Here is a 17,299-nt window from a genome sequence, read left to right as displayed (position 1 = left end):
CGAGGTTTCCCCCGGAGCCTTCCGCACCATTTGATGCTTACTTGCCGACCTTCAGCAGCGGCGTGATGATCCGCACCGCCACGCGACGGTTGCGCTTTTCATCGCTCTGGGTGTCGATCCGAAGTTCCGTCTCACCGTAACCTTGGATGACCATGTTTTCCGGCGGAATGTCGAAATACTCGCTCAGGGCCAGCGCCACCGATTCTGCACGACGATCAGACAAAGCAAGGTTCATCGCAGCCTTGCCCGTCGCATCGGTATGGCCTTCGATCAGAAAAATCTCGCCGGGGTTTTTATCCAGCATTTCCTGCATCAGGCTGCCGAGATCCGCCAGATCCGAGGCTTCATCCTCCGTGATCGCCGAAGATCCCGACTCGAAGTTGACGTTATCAACATCAATCGTCGCGGCCAGCCAACGCACCTGCGGGATCTCACGGATCTGACGCAGGCTGAAGGTGCGGCCGATCTTCTCGATATCCTTCGCCGCCAGCGCCGCTTTCAGCGCATAGTCATTGTCCGACGTCGAGATCACCACCCGATTTTCGCGCGGCTTCGGCAGATCGCGCACGATCACCACTTGTTCCGGCTCAAGATCGTCGATCAGCACCAATTCGCGACCGCGCTCGTCATATTGCGCACGGCGCAGCACCCGGCCCGAGGCATCGCGGATCGTCACGATCTGGGTGCCGTCAGCGCGCTCGACGATAGAGCGGGTCGAGCCATCGCGGTAGGTCTCGGTCCGCACGTTCGAGCCCGGCTGACGCAGCACGGCATCATCGTCTTTGTAGACCTGATAGGTGCCATCGGGCTTCAGCACGACAACGCGGTCACCAGTATTCGAGACCACTTGCGAGCCTTCACGCCCACGGCGATCCTTGTTGTTGTCCTTGATGATCGCGCCAACCACCAAAGCGCCCAACGCCACCAGACCGACTTTTTCCAGATCCGACAGGCCGCTCTTTTTCTTCTTGTCGCTGCCCAACATCACTGGGGCCGCCGCAAATTCCTGCGTCGAGGAGCGCACGCTGTCATTGGTCAGCATTTCGGTCACGGTCGCGACCGCATCTGCTGAAGGCGCCTGATCGGCGGGCTTTTCACCCTCCACGGCAGGTGTAGCCGTTGCCAAAGCCGCAGCGGCCCCCAACGTGGCCGGATCAACGCCTTCTGGCTGCGCCAACAGGTTGGTCAGGGTTTCAACCTCAGCTTCGGACGCAACGGGCACGTCAATCGGCGGGGTGTCAGGGTTCATCACCGGTGGTGACGTTTTCAGGCCAGCCGAGGGGTCAACCACGCTGCCGTCCGCCTCAACCGCGATTTCCTTTTGCGCTTCGGCAAGGGATTTTTCCTGTGCGGCGGCTTGGGCTGCGGCTTCTTCTTCGGTCAGTGCGGCACCAGTGGCGGGATCAACCACAAGGGTTTCCCCGGTTGTCGGATCGGTCACAGTGGCAGGAAGCAAGACGGGCGCATCCGTTGCGGTTGCATCAACTGCAGCAGGGTCCGCACCCTCGGCCGGAGTGGCTTCGGTGGTGGCATCCGCAGGTGCCGCTTCGTCGGTCGCTGGGTCAGCAGGCGCTGCTTCGGTCGTCGTATCCATCGGCACGGCGTTGGGGTCATCAGCGGGTGCCGCTTCAGTTGCTTGATCCGCCGGGGCGGTTTCGGCAGCCGCTTCAGCGTCAGCTTTTTCTTTCGCCTTCTTGGCTTTCACTTTGGCTTTTATTTTGGCTTTCAATTCGGCCTTTGCAGCAGCATCCGCCGCCACGGAAGGATCTGCATCCGTGGCAGCTTTTGCATCTACGTCAGCTTGAGCGGCTGCATCCGCATCGGTGGCGGCTTTCGCATCAGCCTCGGTCTGGGCAGCCACAGCGGCATCAGCAGCGGCTTTGGCATTGGCATCAGCTTGTGCTGCGGCTTCTGCATCGGCTGCGGCTTTCGCGTCTGCTTCGGCGGCGGCAGCGTCAACAGCGGCTTTCGCATCCGCATCAGTCTGAGCCGCAGCGTCCGCGTCGACGGCGGCTTTCGCTTCAGCCTCGGCTTGTGCGGCAGCATCAGCGGCAGCTTTCGCGTCAGCATCAGTCTGCGCCGCAGCGTCCGCATCGGCAGCGGCTTTCGCATCAGCCTCGGCTTGTGCGGCAGCATCAGCGGCAGCCTTCGCATCGGCGTCAGCCTGTGCGGCCGCATCGGCCTGAGCCGCAGCCTCTGCATCAGCTTGCGCTTTTGCGTCAGCATCGGCCTGCGCAGCAGCTTCTGCGTCGGCAGTGGCTTTCGCGTCGGCTTCAGCCTGTGCGGCGGCGTCTGCTTGGGCTTTCGCGGCAGCGTCTGCCTGCGCAGCGGCGGCAGCTTCAGCTTCGGCCTGAGCCGCTGCCGCAGCTTTGGCCGCATCTTCCGCAATCCGCGCCGCGATCGCATTGGCTTGATCGACAAATGCCGCCGGATCGCAAGCCGCATCTGCGGTCGGTTCGCACAAAACCGTGCCATCCACCGCCACCACAGCGCCGCTGTCGGTCAGCGTTTGCGCCATCAGGGGCCAAGGCTGTACGTTGAACATCGCCATCGACAGCGCCGTGGTGGTTCCAAGCATTCTTCTCATCGGTCGTCCTTTCAAAATCGCGGGGCGGCCAAGGGTCAAAACTGATTCCGAACCGGGTCGCCGCTGTGGCATCAAAGCACAGGATGGGCGGTGATATGCGATAACAGCGGCTAAACCACAGGCCAAATTGGCAGGGTTTCAACGTGTTATCGGCTAGCAGTCCTCCCAGATCGCTCTCCTGTGCCAACTGTCGCACCTGCCTCGTTTAGCACGGCATTGGCAGTCTTACTTGCGGTAACGCCGCGTGGCGGCTTTGGTTCCCCAGATCAAGCCTTGGCCATCGCCTGGACCCGCGCACGGTTTTGGTCGTGCACCACCTCATAGGGTTCAAAGTAGCGCAGCGTGCCATTGTGGAGCCAAGGGGCTATGATCTCCGCCATCGGGCGCGGATCATCGTTCTGCAGATGCCGGATATAATCCGACGTGGCCGGCAGTAGCCCCGGCCCATAGCCGCCCGCCGCGATCACCTCCGCCGCGCCATGATTGGGCAGCACCCAATCTGCTCCAAGTGCCTGCAACCGGGCCAAATCGGCGAGGTGAATGTCGAAATCCTCGGGCGCGCCAACATAGGTCACGCAATCCTCGACCGTATCGCCTGCCAACAATATCCGCCGTTCTGGCAACCAAAGCACCGTCGCATCATCCGAGTGGATATTGGCTTCAATCAATTCGATGCGCTCTCCACCGAGGTCAAGGCTCATATACCGCTCAAACACCACATCCGGCAGGATCAACGGCTTGATTGCGGGCAGGCCGTGATCGGTGCCCGCCTCGATCGCCGCCTTCCTCTCCGTCAGATGTGCCAGAGTGCGGGCATTGGCGATCACCTGACAGCCCGCAAACGCTTCGGTCCCCGCGACATGATCCAGATGGTAATGCGACAGCACCACTCGGATATCCGTCACCCCGCGCTGCGTTAACGTATCCCGAATAAATCGCCCATGCGGCACCGAGACATGGCTGTCATAGACAATCGCCTGCGTCCCCGCGATCAACGCGTAAGAGGCGATGCCCAGTGACAACGCGCCATCGTCCACCCAGTTCGGCGCGTCCGCAAAGCGGTGCCCCGCCACCCGACCATCGTAAAACGCCAATATTCCCGGATGAGGCTCAAATATCCGCAGGTGTGACAGCATCGAAATCCCCCCAAATCTGCGCCATGCTTGCCGCCGCTACGCACGAGCGTCAAGTTGCCCCTTTCCTTTGGTCATCCTCTGCGCTCAAATATCCAGACCGCAATGCATTGGCATTGCGGTTAGCCGGAGGCACCTGCCGCCCCGCTGCCCCAAAGGATCAGAATGCGCGCCACCGCCCTGCTTGGAGTGAAAAACGAAGGCGCGTTCCTGATCGAATGGCTGGCGCATCACCGCGCCTGCGGCTTTACGGATTTTCTCGTTTATTCCAATGATTGCGCCGATGGCACCGATGTGATGCTCGACCGTCTCTCAGCCATGGGCTGGCTCACTCATATCCGCAATGACGGCCCCCACGCCGAAGGCCCGCAATGGGCGATGCTGAAGGCGGCGGACAAACACCCTCTGGCTGCAAATGCCGATTGGCTGCTGTTTTGCGACATTGATGAGTTTGTGAATATCCATGTTGGCGACCGCAGCCTTTCGGCGCTACTGGCCGCCCTGCCCGAGGCCACTGCGATTCCGCTGACATGGCGGATGTTTGGCAATGCGGGGGTGATCGAGATCACCGATCAGCCCATCACCGAAACCTTCACCCATGCCGCCCCCGCCAGCTTTGCATGGCCATGGCGCGCGCAGTTGTTCAAAACCCTGTTTCGCAATGACGGCACCTATCGCAAACTTGGCGTGCATCGCCCGCGCAGCCCCGACCCGACACGCGCAGGCCAAGCCCGCTGGTTTGACGGCTCGGGCCGCCCGCTGCCCGCGGACTTTCCGCAGGCGCGGATTTTCTCGGACTACACACGCGACAACTACCAACTGGTGCAGTTGAACCATTACGCGCTGGGGTCGATGCAGAACTATCTGGTCAAGGCCGACCGCGGCCGCGCCAACCGCGACGCCTCGGGGTTTGACATGAGTTATTGGGTCGAGCGCAATTTCAGTGCAGTTGAAGACCGCTCGATCCTGAATCTGAACACTGCCCCGTTGCGGGCCGAGTTGATGGCCGACCGAATCCTCGGCCCGCTGCATCGCCAAGCCCTGCTGTGGCGGCAGTCGCGTTTCGCTACCTTGATGCAGCAAGAGCCGTGGCGGGCGCTGTTTGGCCGACTCCTGATGACACCGCCATCGCAGGTTTTGCAACCAGAACGAGCGCGTCACGTGCTGCCGCACGCGCAAGCCGTCATGAAGCGTGCCACAGTGAAACAGTCTTAATTCAGTGTTCACGAAGCCTATGCTAACTTGGCCTGATCTTTACTTGATCTAATGTACCATTAGGAAGATTATGTTCAAATGCCTTGTGTTCCCCTGTAAAGCGTTCGACTGGATGTAAAATGACCGATTTTGCCGAAATTGCCGAATTGCCACAGCCCACCGACACCCTGCCCGACCGCGACGCATGGGAGCAGCGGATGGAAAAGGCGACCGAGGATTCGGGCTATTTCCACAGCGTGGGCGATGCACATTGGGCCTATTTCGCCGATGAAGGCACCACCCTGCTGGTCAGCTTTGAGACGATTGGTGCAGTATTGGCCCGCCCCGATCAGATGCCTTTGGCCGATGGTTTGGCCCGCGCGCATGGCTGGTCGGTACTGACGATCATCTCGGATGGCGACACTTGGTTTCGCGATCCGGCGGTCTATGGCTTCTTTGACCGTCAGGTCGATGACGCGTTTTTTGAAGATTTCGATCAGGTGCTGTTCTACGGCGCGGGCATGGCAGGCTATGCCGCCTGCGCCTTTGCAGTGACGGCACCCGGCGCACAAGTGCTGGCGCTCAACCCGCGCGCCACGCTGGAACCGGCGCAGTCGCGCTGGGACCGGCGCGATCTTGCCGCCCGCAGGCTCGATTTCACCTCGCGCTATGGCTATGCGCCCGACATGTTGGAAGGTGCGGGAACAGCCGTGGTGATCCACGACCCCACCATCGCCGCCGAGGCGATGCATGCCAGCCTGTTCCGCGCGCCCTATATCACCCGGTTGTCGGCCCGGCATATGGGCGACACGCTGGAACCCGCGCTGATCGGCAGCGGCATCCTACCCGCTCTGGTTGATCAAGCGATGGCAGGCACCCTGAGCGTGCAAAGCTTCGCGGTGCTGTGGCGGGCGCGGCGGCACTACTCGCCCTATCTGCGCGCCATCCTCGCCAAAGCTGAAAACACCGGACGCAACAGGCTGGCGATCATGGTCTGCCGCTCGGTCACCCACCGCTTGCGCGCACCCAGCTTCGCGCGGCGGCTGGCAAAATTGACGGAGCGGATGGCGGGGGCTGAGGCGTAAGCAAAACACTGCGGCGCTAGGGGTCTACGCGCCGCAGAAGTCCTTCCGCTTAATCTCAGTATTCCTCAGCCATCGCCTCAAGATCGGCGGTGCGCTGCGCGGTCAGGCGCGCGCGGCAGCCATAGATCACCATCGGCTCCGCCGATCCGCCGTGCATGGTGTAACCCTCAGCAGCGCAAGTGGCATCGCGGAACGTCACCCAAGCTCGCTGGCCATCGCGCAAATAATCCGCAGCCCCGCGCTGTGAGGCCTCAAGGTCTGCATCAATGCCCTGCATCAGCTTGCGCGCAACACCGTAAGCCGCGTTCAAATCCGCATCAGCGGCCAGCCAATCTTGTTCGGCGCAATAGGTCATCTCAACCTGCACCTCAGCATTGGCGCAATCAACATCCTGCGCCACAGCAGGCAAAGCCGTAAGCGCCAACAAACACACAGCCCACGCCAACTTCATAGAAATCCCCCCGTTCGCAGGCTGATCTTAACCGCCCGTCACCTTGCGCTGCAACCGCTTGGCATTGGCGCTGGTTTTCGCCCGCACCGGCTTCATCGCCGCCATCGCCATCTCGGAAATGTTACCGCCCGCCATGCCAGCGCTCAACGCGGCATGTGCCGAATCCATCCCCGCCGACAGCTTTTCCGCCAGCATCCGCTCGGTTTCAGATTTCGCCATCGGCCACAACCCCGCCATGCCTGCCAAGCGCATCCCGATCACCATCTGCGATTCCGCCATGATCTGGCTCGCCTCCAGCGCCGGGGCCAAAAAATCAAACGGAGTCATCAGCTTCATCGTGTTCTCCTGCACCAGTTGCCTCAAGCATGTAGCTTGATGCCGCGTCGCAGCAAGGACTTTCGCTCCGCGCCTCCCTGCGCAGGCGGTATAGCCGCGAAAGAACACAGCCAGATGTCGCAACCCTGCGCCACTTCCCCCCCTAGAGAATCACCGGGGCCTGCGCTATCTCCGTGGCCATGACACAAAGCCTCACCCTCCGCCGCCCCGATGACTGGCACCTGCATCTGCGCGATGGCGCGATGCTGAAAGGCGTGCTGCCCGAAACCGCTCGGCATTTCGCCCGCGCTTTGATCATGCCCAATCTGGTGCCGCCGGTGGTGACGGGCGCGCAAGCACAGGCCTACCGCGCGCGGATCATGGCGGCGCTTCCGACGGGTTCCCAGTTCCAACCCCTGATGACGCTGTATCTCACCGAATCCACCGAACCTGCCGATGTCGCCGCCGCTGCCGCCTCGGGGCTAGTGAAAGCCGTGAAACTCTATCCCGCAGGCGCCACCACCAATTCCCATTCCGGCGTGGTTGATTTCAGCAAAGTCCAAGCCGTGTTAGAGAAAATGGCCGAGATCGGCCTGCCGCTCTGCCTGCATGGCGAAGTCACCGACCCCTCCGTCGATATCTTCGACCGCGAGGCTGTGTTCATCGACACCATCCTCGATCCCCTGCGTCGCCGCATCCCCGGCCTGCGCGTGGTGATGGAGCATATCACCACCGAGGAAGGCGTGGCTTACGCCCGCGCGGGCGGCGATGATTTGGCCGCCACCATCACCACGCATCACCTGATCATCAACCGCAACCATATCCTCGCCGGGGGCATCAAGCCGCATTACTATTGCCTGCCCGTCGCCAAACGCGAAAAACACCGCCTCGCTTTGCGCGCTGCCGCCACCTCTGGCGAAGCCCGCTTCCTCTTAGGCACCGACTCGGCCCCCCATGTGGACGCGCTGAAAGAACACGCCTGCGGCTGTGCGGGTTGCTTCACCGCCACCAACACCATGCCACTCTTGGCGCATGTGTTTGAAGAAGAAGCCGCCCTGCACCATCTCGAATCCTTCGCAAGCCTCAACGGCCCCGCCTTCTACCACCTACCCGTCAATGAGACGAAACTCACCCTCGTCAAACATGAACAGCCGCAAAGCTTCCCCGAGAAAATCCTCACCGAAGCTGGCCCCGTCACCGTCTTCAACCCCGGCTTCCCCGTGCATTGGCACGTCGAAGCCTGAAGTCTGCCCAATTTCACATTGGTCTAAATACTTCCGCCGGAGGTTCCCGCAGCCGCCGCAGAACGCTCCGCGGGGAGTATTTTCGCCAAGATGAAAGCACATAAAGGAACCGCCATGATCCCGACCAGCTTCCCCCCTGCGTCCGAAATCGCCCGCCTCACCGCCCGCGCACTGCTGGAAATCAAAGCGGTACATTTCAACGCCGAAACCCCGTTCACTCTGGCGAGCGGTCTGCCCAGCCCGACCTATATCGACTGCCGCAAGCTGATCTCTTACCCGCGCATCCGCGCCACCTTGATGGATTTCCTGACCGTCACCGTGATGCGCGACGCAGGCTTTGAGGCCTTCGACAACATCGCAGGCGGTGAAACCGCAGGCATCCCATTCGGCGCTTGGGTCGCCGAACGCCTTGCCCTGCCAATGACCTATGTCCGCAAAAAGCCCAAAGGCTACGGTCGCAACGCCCGCATCGAAGGGGTGATGACCGAGGGCCAGCGCGTGCTGCTGGTGGAAGATCTGACCACAGACGGCGGCTCTAAGCTGTCCTTCGTCGATGCCATCCGCGAAACCGGTGCCACCTGCGCCCATACGGCGGTGATTTTCTACTACGGCATTTTTCCGGAAACCACCCAGCGCCTCGCCGATCACGGCGTAGCCCTGCACCACCTCTGCACTTGGTGGGACGTGCTCACTGAAGCCCGCGCTCAAGGCAGTTTCGACGCCAAGACCTTGGCAGAAGTCGAGAGCTTCCTGCACGATCCCCGCGCTTGGCAAGCCGCCCGCGCCGCAAAATAGCGCCCAGATTTTCCGGGGGCGACTCTGTGGGCGTATTGTGAATAACTCCGCCCAAAGCTGCGGTTCTTGGTGGATTGCACCCCCATCCCCCGCAAGATGTGGTAGTATCCTGCCGATGACCACGACTCAACGCTGACTTATCTACAGAGATATGCCTGCTATCGCGGCGGGCCAATTTGGGGCAATAACGCCCCCTTGCCCGGTACGTCTGGGTCAGAACACGAGGCAGCCTATGAACGAACTTGCCACCCTCCGCCCGATGCCACCTGCCCTTGCCGCCGCCCCGGAAACCGAGGCGCTGCCGCATAACATCGAGGCCGAGCAGCAACTGCTGGGCGCGATCCTTACAAATAACGATGTCTATGACCGCATTGCTTCCCTTGTGAAGCCCGAGCATTTCTTTGACCCGGTGCATCAGCGCATCTTTGAACGCAGCGCTGCCCGCATCCAGAAAAACGCCCTCGTCTCCCCCGTCACCCTGAAAATCTATTTCGAGGACGACGAAGGCCTGAAAGAACTCGGCGGCCCCTCCTACCTCGTCCGCCTCGCCGGGGCCGCGATTTCCTCCTACGCCGCGCGCGATTATGCCCAGATGATCTACGATCTCGCCGTGCGCCGTGAACTGATGGCCTTGGGCCGCGATCTGACCGCCAAAGCCGCCAAGGTTGAAATCGACTCCGAACCGAAAGACCAGATCATCGAGGCCGAGCAGCGGCTTTATAAACTCGGCGAGCAAGGTGTCGCCGAGCGTGGCTTCCAGTCCTTCCTGAAAGCCGTGACCGAAGCCGTCAACGTCGCCAATGCCGCCTATCAGCGCGGCGGCGGTCTGGCCGGGATTTCCACCGGCCTGATTGACCTCGATAAAAAACTCGGCGGTCTGCACGCCTCTGACCTGCTGATCCTCGCAGGACGCCCGTCGATGGGCAAAACCTCGCTCGCCACCAACATCGCCTTCAACATCGCCAAAGCCTACAAACGCGGCCGCACCCATGACGGCCACGAGGGCGCGGTTGAGGGCGGCGTCGTCGGCTTCTTCAGCCTTGAGATGAGTTCGGAGCAACTCGCCGCCCGTATCCTGTCCGAAGCCTCCGAAGTCCCCTCCGAGCAAATCCGCCGCGGCGACATGCAGGAACATGAATTCCGCAAATTCGTCGAAGCCGCAAAATCCTTGGAATCCTGCCCGCTCTACATCGACGACACCCCCGCGCTGCCAATCAGCCAAGTCGCCGCCCGCGCGCGCCGCCTCAAACGCACGCATGGCCTCGATGTGCTGATCATCGACTATTTGCAGCTGCTGAAAGGTACCGGCAAAGGCGACAACCGGGTACAGGAAGTCTCGGAAATCACCCAAGGTCTGAAGGCTATCGCCAAAGAACTCAACATCCCGGTGATCGCGCTGTCGCAGCTCTCCCGTCAGGTGGAATCCCGCGAAGACAAACGCCCGCAACTGTCAGACCTGCGCGAATCCGGCTCGATTGAGCAAGACGCCGATGTGGTGATGTTCGTCTACCGCGATGAATATTATAAAGAACGCGAAAAGCCCGGCGATCACGAGCTGGAAAAAATGGCGCAATGGCAGGTCACCATGGAAAGCGTGCGTGGCAAGGCTGAAGTGATCATTGGCAAGCAACGTCACGGCCCGATCGGCCATGTCGAGCTGTCGTTTGAGGGCCGCTTCACCCGCTTTGGCAACCTCGCCAAACAATGGCAAGGCTCCGGCCCCGGCGACGACGTGGGATTCTAGGGTCGCCAGCCCACCGCACAGCCTGACACAGTGCCGAGCCCCTGCCATTCACATTGGCGCAAATATCCCCGCCGGAGGCGCAGGCCAGCGCCATCCGCCCCGCTCAACACCCCATCCCCCGGCAGCGCGGTCGAGCGCCCCCTCGATGGGGGCCGAGACCGCCCCCGGTTCAAGATCGCCCCACCCGGGATCGGATCGCGCAGCAAGCGCCGCCCGTTCAGCACCGCCATAGCAGCAAGCGCCAAGCCAAGGCTCTGCTTGATCACCCGCGCCAGCGCCAGCCGTGCCACATCGGCGGACAGCAGCGCCACATCGGCGGACGACAATGCCACCTCATTGCCCGCAGCCCCATCGCAATGCCGACATCCGCCCGCACTAGCGCCGCCCCCGCAACCTCCAATTGGCTGTCATCCTCGCGCAACCGCAGCGCCGTATCGGGGCGCAGCACCATCAACGCCGCGCCCGCCCCAGAGCGCGATGCTTCCCCCTCGACAGCGAAAACAGCGCTAGCAAGACCGCGCCTTCCGGCGATGCCCCAACATCAATTGATCAATGACGAGCCGACCTTCGTGAAACAGCTCCCACAATGCCGCCAACCCCGCCGGAACATCTCCGACAAGATAGGCCAACAGTAAGCGGTGTCCCGATCACACCGTGACGGGGAAGTTCCACGGAAGCAGGTCTTTGAAATGGCTCTGTTTGTGGCCCTGCACGATGGCGATGCGCCTTGCCGCCAGCCAAGCGTGAGGATCGACGTTGTTCATTTTGCTGGTTTAGATCAACGAGGCGATGACGGCCCAGTTTTCGGCGCCAGCATCATGACCCGCGAAGATGGCGTTCTTCCGGTTGAGGGCAATGGGGCGGATGGTGCGTTTGACGGTGTTGTTGTCAATCTCGACGCGGCCATCTGTCAAGAAGCGACCAAGACCGCCGCAGTATTTGGCGATGTAAGTGAGCGCCTCGCCGAGGGACGATTTCGCAGAGGCGCGGGCGCAGTGGTGGATCAACCAGTCATCGATGCGGGCGAAGATCGGCGTAAAGCGTTGCTCCCGTATGGCCAGTCTGGCGGCGGGGTCGCTGCCGCGGATGTCGGCCTCGATGGCATAGAGATCACGGATGAGCGCCACACCTTCCTCTGCAATCGGCGCGGGCCCGGTGCGGGTGATCTCGATCAGCTTGCGGCGCGCCTGCGCCCAGCAATGAGCACGTTGGATGCCGGGACCGGTCCCGTCGGGCGCGATCAGGCTTTGTAGGCGGCATAGCCATCAACCTGCAGGATGCCGCCGAAGCCCTGCAATATCCGTTCGGCATGCTGCCCGCCCCGCCCGGGGACATAGGTAAAGACCACGCCCGGCGGTGCCGTGCCACCCCAAGGTCGGCCATCGCGGGCCAAGGCCCCGATGTATCCGGTTTTGGTCTTTCTCGCCCCCGGGTCGAGAACCGGGGCGCGGGGTCCCCGTCGCGGCCTTCCACAGCACCCCGCGCCGCACAGGCGTTTTCGCCCAGTGCATCGACAGGCGCGGGGACAACGCTCTGACCTTGTTCCCGCACATCCAGTGCCGCCGCCGCGTCAGCCATATCTCGCCGCAGCAACACTCCCTGCCCCTGCTCGCTATCGCCACGCGGTCAGGCTTGCGGTGTCATAGGCAGTTTCCTGTTGCCCAAGCCTGACCAAGTCCAAAACCCGAACGAACAGCGTTGCCCCTTGGCAAGCCAGCTTGCAACGGTCAGCATGTCGCAACACATCAGGCAGCGAGGCAGCAATGGATCTGGGGCTCAAAGACAAAGTGGTGATCGTCACCGGCGGCGGGGCAGGCATCGGCGCCGCTATCAGCCAAACCCTCGCCGAAGAAGGCGCCATCCCAGTCATCTTCGCCCGACGTGCCCCGCCCGAAGCCTTCCTGAACCAACTCAAAGCCCTCAGCCCCAAATCTGGCTGGCTACAAGCTGACCTCTCTCGCGATGAAGACTGTCGCCGCGCAGTGGCTAAAGCGCAAAACCAATGGGGCCAGATCTACGGCTTGGTGAACAACGCGGGCACCAACGACAATCTTGATCTTGACACCCCACCCGCGGCCTTCCGCGCCTCGCTCGACCAAAACCTGTTGCACTACTACACCCTCGCCCATCTGCTGCAATCCGACCTCAAGGCCAGCTGCGGGGCGATCGTCAACATCGCCTCCAAAACGGCGGTGACAGGTCAAGGCAGCACCTCGGCCTATGTCGCCGCCAAAGCCGCACAACTGGGTCTGACCCGCGAATGGGCCGCAGCCCTGGCCCCTTGGGGCGTGCGCGTGAACGCGGTGATCCCCGCCGAAGTGCTGACCCCGATGTATGAGGCATGGTTGCAAAGCTTCCCCGACCCCGCCGCGCAAAAAGCCAGCATCACCGCGCGCATTCCGTTGGGCCAACGCATGACCGAGGCGCGCGAGATCGCCGCCACCACCGTCTTCGCCCTCTCGCCCCGCTCCGCCCATACCACCGGGCAATGGTTGTTCGTCGACGGCGGCTACACCCATCTCGACCGCGCCATCGGCACCTGACCCAAACACACCTTCCTCCCAAGTTGCTCTTTCTGAAATACTCCCGCCGGGGGCTCCGAAACCTTCCACAGATGCCAGCTATCCAGAAAATCCCAGCGGCAGCAGCGGTCGAGCGGGGGCTCGATGCCCCCCGAGGCCGCCCCCCTATCACGCTCACCCGCGAATTCCCCCTTGACCCCGCGCGCGGCCCTGTCAAAACCACGATATGTCTACAGCAACCCTCTCCATCGACCTCGACGCCATCGCCGCCAACTGGCGCGCCTTGGATAAAGCCTCCGCTTCGGGGGTGCAGACCGCTGCCGTGGTCAAAGCCGATGCCTACGGGCTTGGCATCACACGGGTCGCCCGTGCCCTAGCCCAAGCCGGTGCGCGCCGCTTTTTCGTGGCCGTCACTGAAGAAGGCGCCACCCTAAGGCAAGTCCTCGGCCCAGGTCCGCAAATCTGCATCCTGTCGGGTCATATGGGCGGCGACACCGATATGATCGGCGATCTCGACCTGACGCCGATGCTCAACAGCCTCGATCAAGTCACCCGCCACCTCGAATCGCTGCCCGGCCATGCCTTTGGCGTGCAGCTGGACACCGGCATGAACCGCCTCGGCATGGAGGAACCCGAATGGGAGGCGATTGCCCCCTTCGTGCTCGAAGCTGGCCCGGAACTGTTGATGTCGCATCTCGCCTGCGCCGATGATCCCGACCATGGGCTGAATGAAACCCAACTCGCCACCTTCCTCGCGATGACCAACGGTACCGGCGTGCCACGCTCCCTCGCGGCCACAGGCGGCATCCTCTTGGGCGCAAAATACCACTTCGACCTGACCCGCCCCGGCATCGGCCTGTATGGCGGCCGCCCCTATGAGGCCGCCCGCCCCGCCGTGACCCTGTCGCTGCCGATCATCCAGACCCGCGACGTCGCTCCCGGTGAGGCCGTCGGCTATTCCTGCGCTTGGGTCGCCGAAGCGCCCTCGGTGGTGGCCACGCTTTCGGCGGGCTATGCTGACGGTCTGCCACGCACGCTGTCGAACAATGCCGTGCTCTGGGATGGCGACACGCCCTGCCCGCTGATTGGCCGGGTTTCGATGGATCTGATCACCGTCGATATCAGCCACCTGCAGCAAATCCCCCGCTCTCTCGACATCATCGGCCCCAATCAATCGGTTGATGAGCTTGCCGATATCGCTGGCACCATTGGCTATGAAATCCTGACCAGCCTCAGCCCGCGCTACATCCGGCGCTATTACGAGGGCACCGCGTGAGCGTTCTAGCCCTGCCCGCCTCGGCACTGGCAAGCCTAGGCCGCGCCACCTTCAACGCCCTTGCCGCAATCGGCCGCATCGCGATCTACGCGGCCCTGACCCTATGGCATATCGTCCGCCCCCCCTTCTACCGCCGTGAATTTTTCACAGCCCTGATGCAGGTCGGCTGGCTTTCCCTGCCCGTCGTTGGCCTCACCGCGATCTTCACGGGCGGGGCACTCGCCCTGCAAATCTACGCCGGCGGTCAACGCTTTTCCGCCGAGGCCGTGGTGCCGCAAATCGTCGCCATCGGCATGGTGCGCGAACTTGGCCCGGTGCTGGTCGGCCTGATGATCGCCGCCCGCGTCACATCTTCCATCGCCGCTGAAATCGCGACGATGAAGGTGACCGAGCAGATCGACGCCCTCACCACCCTCTCCACCAACCCAATGAAATACCTCACCGTTCCGCGTGTCTTGGCAGGGTTTCTGACCGTGCCACTGCTGGTCGGCGTCGGCGATATCATCGGCATCATGGGCGGTTTTCTGGTCTCGACCGAGCAGTTGGGCTTCAACCGCGCCAGCTACATCAAGAACACCGTCGATTTCCTGCAAACCCCCGATGTGGTCTCCTCATTGATCAAGGGTGCTGTCTTCGGCTTCATCGCCACCCTGATCGGCTGCTATTACGGCATGAACTCCGGTCGCGGCGCGCAGGGCGTGGGCTCGGCCACCAAGAACGCCGTCGCCACCGCCTCGATCCTGATCCTCGCCGCCAACTTCGTACTGACCTCGTTGATGTTCGGATCATGATAGAGCTTTCGCGCGTCGCCAAATCCTTCGGCAAAAACCACGTTCTGCGCGGGGTCAATCTGACCATCCCGCGCGGGCAAAGCATGGTGGTCATCGGCGGTTCCGGCACTGGAAAATCCGTGCTGCTGAAGTCGATCCTCGGCCTTGTCACCCCCGACTCGGGCCGCATCACGCTGGACGGCGCCGATGTGCGCGAGGCAAATCGCGATGCCTTCCTTGCCCGTTTTGGTATGTTGTTCCAAGGCGGTGCCCTCTTTGACTCGCTACGGGTCTGGGAAAACGTTGCTTTCCGCCTGATGCGGGGCGCCATGAAACTGCCCAAAGACCAAGCCCGCGCCATTGCCATCGAAAAACTCCGCCGCGTCGGCCTGAAACCCGAGGTCGCAGAACTATTCCCCGGCGAACTGTCCGGCGGCATGCAAAAACGCGTCGGTCTCGCCCGCGCCATCGCAGCGGAACCCGAGATCATCTTCTTTGACGAACCCACCACCGGGCTTGATCCGATCATGTCCGGCGTGATCAACGCGCTGATCCGCGAGATTGTCACCGAAATGGGTGCCACCGCGATGACCATCACCCATGACATGTCCTCGGTCCGCGCCATCGCCGACCGCGTGGCGATGCTGCATGATGGGCTGATCCGCTGGACAGGTCCGGTGGCAGACATGGACCAAGCCGACGACCCCTACCTTCAGCAATTCATCCATGGCCGCGCCGACGGACCCATCGAATCTGTGAGATGACCGAACCGCTGACCCTTGCCGCGCAGCTGATCGCACTGGTCGAGCACCCCTTGCCCGCCCTTGCCATTACCCTGCTACCCGCCACCATCGCCATCGCGGGTATCGCCAGCCTGAACGCGCGCTCGGATGATCGGATTCTGGCTTGGGTGCAAGTGATCACCAGCATTGCTTTGACGCTCTGGATGCTCGCGCCATGGCATCCCACCGACGCGGACCTTCTCGGCATGAACCGGTCGATGACTTTGTTCACCTACGGCTATGTGCTGCAAGATTGGCTGCGCGAAGCATGGCGCTCGGGCCTGCATCCCCGCTGGGCGCATCTGTTGGTGATTCTCTGCGCTGCATTGGTGATCGCAGCGCTCGCCTATACCGCGCTTTCTGCCTGAGCTGCGCCGATTTCCCGCACAGATTGCAGCACTGTTTCCGATCCAGACACAACCAAGCTTATGCCCGAAGCTTTGATCGCTAACACCCTGCGATTTAAGCAAAATGTTTGCAAAAATTGCGATAATTCGGAAAGGTATTGACCAGAGGCGCGCGGGACAAAGCCCAGCCGCTGTGCGGATGTGTGGGGTAATCATGTCAGTGAATTGGCGCGAGACAGCGCAGGCGGCGCGCGTCGTGGTGCAAACTGAGGCGCAGGGCCTGATCGTCGTGCTGGCTTTGGTGCTGATCGGGGCCAGCCTCGCCGCCGCCTTTGGCCTGCTGCCTTGGCCGCAATTCGCTTTGTTCTTTGGCGGCACGGCTCTGCCCAACGCAGGCATGTGGCTGCAACTCGGCCTGACCCTGTTGTTGGTCCTGATGACCTTCTACCTGCCCGCTAACACCCGCATGGCGCGGCTGGAGCGCAGCCACCGCAGCTTTGCCATCGGCATGGATGATGTGGCGCAGGCCTACCGCCAAGCCCATGCCGCCGACCGCGCCGGAGTGTTCGCTTTGTCAGCCGAATTCGAATCAATGCGCACCCGGATGGAGCATCTGCGCCAACACCCCGATTTCCAACATCTGGAACCCGAATTGCTGCAACTCGCAGCCCAGATGAGCCTAGAGACCCGCGATCTGGCGCAGGTCTATTCCGACATGAAAGTCGCCCGCGCCAAAAGCTTCCTGCAACAGCGGCAGGAAGAAGTGCAGCACCTGACCGACCGTCTGGCCATCGCGCGGCGCACCTGTGACGAACTCCGCCGCTGGATGGGCGATGTGCAGGCCGAAGAAATGCAGGCGCAAAAGCAAATGAAACGGCTGGAGGCCGATCTGAAAGAAATCCTGCCAACTCTGGGTTATGATTTCGATCTGGAGGATCACCGCGACGCCAATGTGGTCGCCTTGCCGAAGCCCGGCAAATAGCGCCCTTGCACCGCGCGCGCCACGGCGTAACACTGCCCCGACCTTAACCCCGAGCCGCAATGTCCCCCGCGC

At 62.1% G+C, this 17,299-nt stretch carries 15 protein-coding genes and 2 pseudogenes; 11 read left to right on the top strand and 6 right to left on the bottom strand.

The window, feature by feature from the left end; translation table 11 throughout:
- Window positions 1-37: 37 nt before the first annotated feature.
- Both ACS5RD_RS13935 and ACS5RD_RS13930 read right to left on the bottom strand, forming a co-directional pair.
- On the bottom strand, window positions 38-2,587 hold the full coding sequence (locus ACS5RD_RS13935) for an OmpA family protein (RefSeq protein ID WP_489927919.1): 2,550 nt from the start codon (window positions 2,585-2,587) through the stop codon (window positions 38-40).
- Between the two features lie 266 nt (window positions 2,588-2,853).
- Entirely contained in the window at window positions 2,854-3,723 is an 870-nt protein-coding gene (locus tag ACS5RD_RS13930) for an MBL fold metallo-hydrolase (protein ID WP_489927918.1), read from the bottom strand.
- Between the two features lie 162 nt (window positions 3,724-3,885).
- Between ACS5RD_RS13930 and ACS5RD_RS13925 the strand changes: the two genes are divergently transcribed.
- The gene (locus ACS5RD_RS13925) at window positions 3,886-4,935 is read left to right on the top strand and encodes a glycosyltransferase family 2 protein (protein WP_489927917.1); all 1,050 of its coding nucleotides are present in this window, start codon (window positions 3,886-3,888) and stop codon (window positions 4,933-4,935) included.
- 119 nt (window positions 4,936-5,054) lie between these two features.
- Window positions 5,055-5,999 carry a hypothetical protein gene (locus ACS5RD_RS13920; protein ID WP_489927916.1) on the top strand — a complete coding sequence of 315 codons (945 nt, stop codon included), beginning with the start codon at window positions 5,055-5,057 and terminating at the stop codon, window positions 5,997-5,999.
- 55 nt (window positions 6,000-6,054) lie between these two features.
- Here the strand turns inward: ACS5RD_RS13920 and ACS5RD_RS13915 are convergent, their stop codons facing one another.
- Both ACS5RD_RS13915 and ACS5RD_RS13910 read right to left on the bottom strand, forming a co-directional pair.
- Window positions 6,055-6,450, bottom strand: coding sequence for a lysozyme inhibitor LprI family protein (locus tag ACS5RD_RS13915; protein WP_489927915.1), 396 nt, complete (start codon window positions 6,448-6,450; stop codon window positions 6,055-6,057).
- A gap of 27 nt (window positions 6,451-6,477) precedes the next feature.
- Window positions 6,478-6,786 (bottom strand): antibiotic ABC transporter, encoded by a 309-nt coding sequence (locus ACS5RD_RS13910; RefSeq protein WP_489927914.1) that lies wholly within the window; start codon window positions 6,784-6,786, stop codon window positions 6,478-6,480.
- Window positions 6,787-6,965: 179 nt separating this feature from the next.
- Between ACS5RD_RS13910 and pyrC the strand changes: the two genes are divergently transcribed.
- From pyrC to ACS5RD_RS13895, 3 genes are all read left to right on the top strand, one after another.
- Entirely contained in the window at window positions 6,966-8,009 is a 1,044-nt protein-coding gene (gene pyrC, locus ACS5RD_RS13905; RefSeq protein WP_489931379.1) for a dihydroorotase, read from the top strand.
- 114 nt (window positions 8,010-8,123) lie between these two features.
- Window positions 8,124-8,804 carry an orotate phosphoribosyltransferase gene (locus ACS5RD_RS13900; RefSeq protein ID WP_489927913.1) on the top strand — a complete coding sequence of 227 codons (681 nt, stop codon included), beginning with the start codon at window positions 8,124-8,126 and terminating at the stop codon, window positions 8,802-8,804.
- A 232-nt stretch (window positions 8,805-9,036) separates the two neighbouring features.
- Window positions 9,037-10,548, top strand: a complete 1,512-nt coding sequence (locus tag ACS5RD_RS13895) for a replicative DNA helicase (RefSeq protein WP_054004822.1) — start codon at window positions 9,037-9,039, stop codon at window positions 10,546-10,548.
- Between the two features lie 188 nt (window positions 10,549-10,736).
- Here the strand turns inward: ACS5RD_RS13895 and ACS5RD_RS13890 are convergent.
- Both ACS5RD_RS13890 and tnpC read right to left on the bottom strand, forming a co-directional pair.
- Window positions 10,737-10,933: pseudogene (locus ACS5RD_RS13890) on the bottom strand (cation-transporting P-type ATPase); the annotation flags it as partial.
- 262 nt (window positions 10,934-11,195) lie between these two features.
- Window positions 11,196-11,998: pseudogene (gene tnpC / locus ACS5RD_RS13885) on the bottom strand (IS66 family transposase); the annotation flags it as partial.
- Between the two features lie 313 nt (window positions 11,999-12,311).
- Here tnpC and ACS5RD_RS13880 point away from each other — a divergent pair.
- The 6 genes from ACS5RD_RS13880 to ACS5RD_RS13855 all read left to right on the top strand — a co-directional run bounded on the left by ACS5RD_RS13880 (window position 12,312) and on the right by ACS5RD_RS13855 (window position 17,227).
- The gene (locus tag ACS5RD_RS13880) at window positions 12,312-13,091 is read left to right on the top strand and encodes an L-fucose dehydrogenase (RefSeq protein WP_489927912.1); all 780 of its coding nucleotides are present in this window, start codon (window positions 12,312-12,314) and stop codon (window positions 13,089-13,091) included.
- 205 nt (window positions 13,092-13,296) lie between these two features.
- The gene (gene alr, locus ACS5RD_RS13875) at window positions 13,297-14,346 is read left to right on the top strand and encodes an alanine racemase (RefSeq protein ID WP_054004819.1); all 1,050 of its coding nucleotides are present in this window, start codon (window positions 13,297-13,299) and stop codon (window positions 14,344-14,346) included.
- Window positions 14,343-15,137 (top strand): MlaE family ABC transporter permease, encoded by a 795-nt coding sequence (locus ACS5RD_RS13870; protein ID WP_489927911.1) that lies wholly within the window; start codon window positions 14,343-14,345, stop codon window positions 15,135-15,137. Before alr ends, ACS5RD_RS13870 begins: the two co-directional genes overlap by 4 nt.
- On the top strand, window positions 15,134-15,880 hold the full coding sequence (locus ACS5RD_RS13865; protein ID WP_489927910.1) for an ABC transporter ATP-binding protein: 747 nt from the start codon (window positions 15,134-15,136) through the stop codon (window positions 15,878-15,880). Before ACS5RD_RS13870 ends, ACS5RD_RS13865 begins: the two co-directional genes overlap by 4 nt.
- Window positions 15,877-16,266, top strand: coding sequence for a hypothetical protein (locus tag ACS5RD_RS13860; protein ID WP_489927909.1), 390 nt, complete (start codon window positions 15,877-15,879; stop codon window positions 16,264-16,266). The genes ACS5RD_RS13865 and ACS5RD_RS13860 overlap by 4 nt, the downstream gene beginning before the upstream one ends.
- A 193-nt stretch (window positions 16,267-16,459) precedes the next feature.
- Window positions 16,460-17,227, top strand: a complete 768-nt coding sequence (locus ACS5RD_RS13855; RefSeq protein ID WP_489927908.1) for a DNA repair protein — start codon at window positions 16,460-16,462, stop codon at window positions 17,225-17,227.
- Window positions 17,228-17,299 lie beyond the last annotated feature (72 nt).

Source organism: Cypionkella sp. PAMC25878 (genome assembly GCF_058135695.1).
Note: the sequence above shows the minus strand (reverse complement) of the source record. Positions and strands in the feature narration are given on the sequence as shown.

Excerpts from the sequence above, each read along its gene's own strand:
- ACS5RD_RS13895 (WP_054004822.1), top strand. The coding sequence starts at position 9,037 with ATGAACGAACTTGCCACCCTCCGCCCGATGCCACCTGCCCTTGCCGCC.
- ACS5RD_RS13860 (WP_489927909.1), top strand. The coding sequence starts at position 15,877 with ATGACCGAACCGCTGACCCTTGCCGCGCAGCTGATCGCACTGGTCGAG.
- ACS5RD_RS13920 (WP_489927916.1), top strand. The coding sequence starts at position 5,055 with ATGACCGATTTTGCCGAAATTGCCGAATTGCCACAGCCCACCGACACC.
- ACS5RD_RS13900 (WP_489927913.1), top strand. The coding sequence starts at position 8,124 with ATGATCCCGACCAGCTTCCCCCCTGCGTCCGAAATCGCCCGCCTCACC.
- ACS5RD_RS13910 (WP_489927914.1), bottom strand. The coding sequence starts at position 6,786 with ATGAAGCTGATGACTCCGTTTGATTTTTTGGCCCCGGCGCTGGAGGCG.
- ACS5RD_RS13925 (WP_489927917.1), top strand. The coding sequence starts at position 3,886 with ATGCGCGCCACCGCCCTGCTTGGAGTGAAAAACGAAGGCGCGTTCCTG.
- ACS5RD_RS13935 (WP_489927919.1), bottom strand. The coding sequence starts at position 2,587 with ATGAGAAGAATGCTTGGAACCACCACGGCGCTGTCGATGGCGATGTTC.
- ACS5RD_RS13880 (WP_489927912.1), top strand. The coding sequence starts at position 12,312 with ATGGATCTGGGGCTCAAAGACAAAGTGGTGATCGTCACCGGCGGCGGG.
- alr (WP_054004819.1), top strand. The coding sequence starts at position 13,297 with ATGTCTACAGCAACCCTCTCCATCGACCTCGACGCCATCGCCGCCAAC.
- ACS5RD_RS13865 (WP_489927910.1), top strand. The coding sequence starts at position 15,134 with ATGATAGAGCTTTCGCGCGTCGCCAAATCCTTCGGCAAAAACCACGTT.
- ACS5RD_RS13915 (WP_489927915.1), bottom strand. The coding sequence starts at position 6,450 with ATGAAGTTGGCGTGGGCTGTGTGTTTGTTGGCGCTTACGGCTTTGCCT.
- ACS5RD_RS13930 (WP_489927918.1), bottom strand. The coding sequence starts at position 3,723 with ATGCTGTCACACCTGCGGATATTTGAGCCTCATCCGGGAATATTGGCG.
- pyrC (WP_489931379.1), top strand. The coding sequence starts at position 6,966 with ATGACACAAAGCCTCACCCTCCGCCGCCCCGATGACTGGCACCTGCAT.
- ACS5RD_RS13855 (WP_489927908.1), top strand. The coding sequence starts at position 16,460 with ATGTCAGTGAATTGGCGCGAGACAGCGCAGGCGGCGCGCGTCGTGGTG.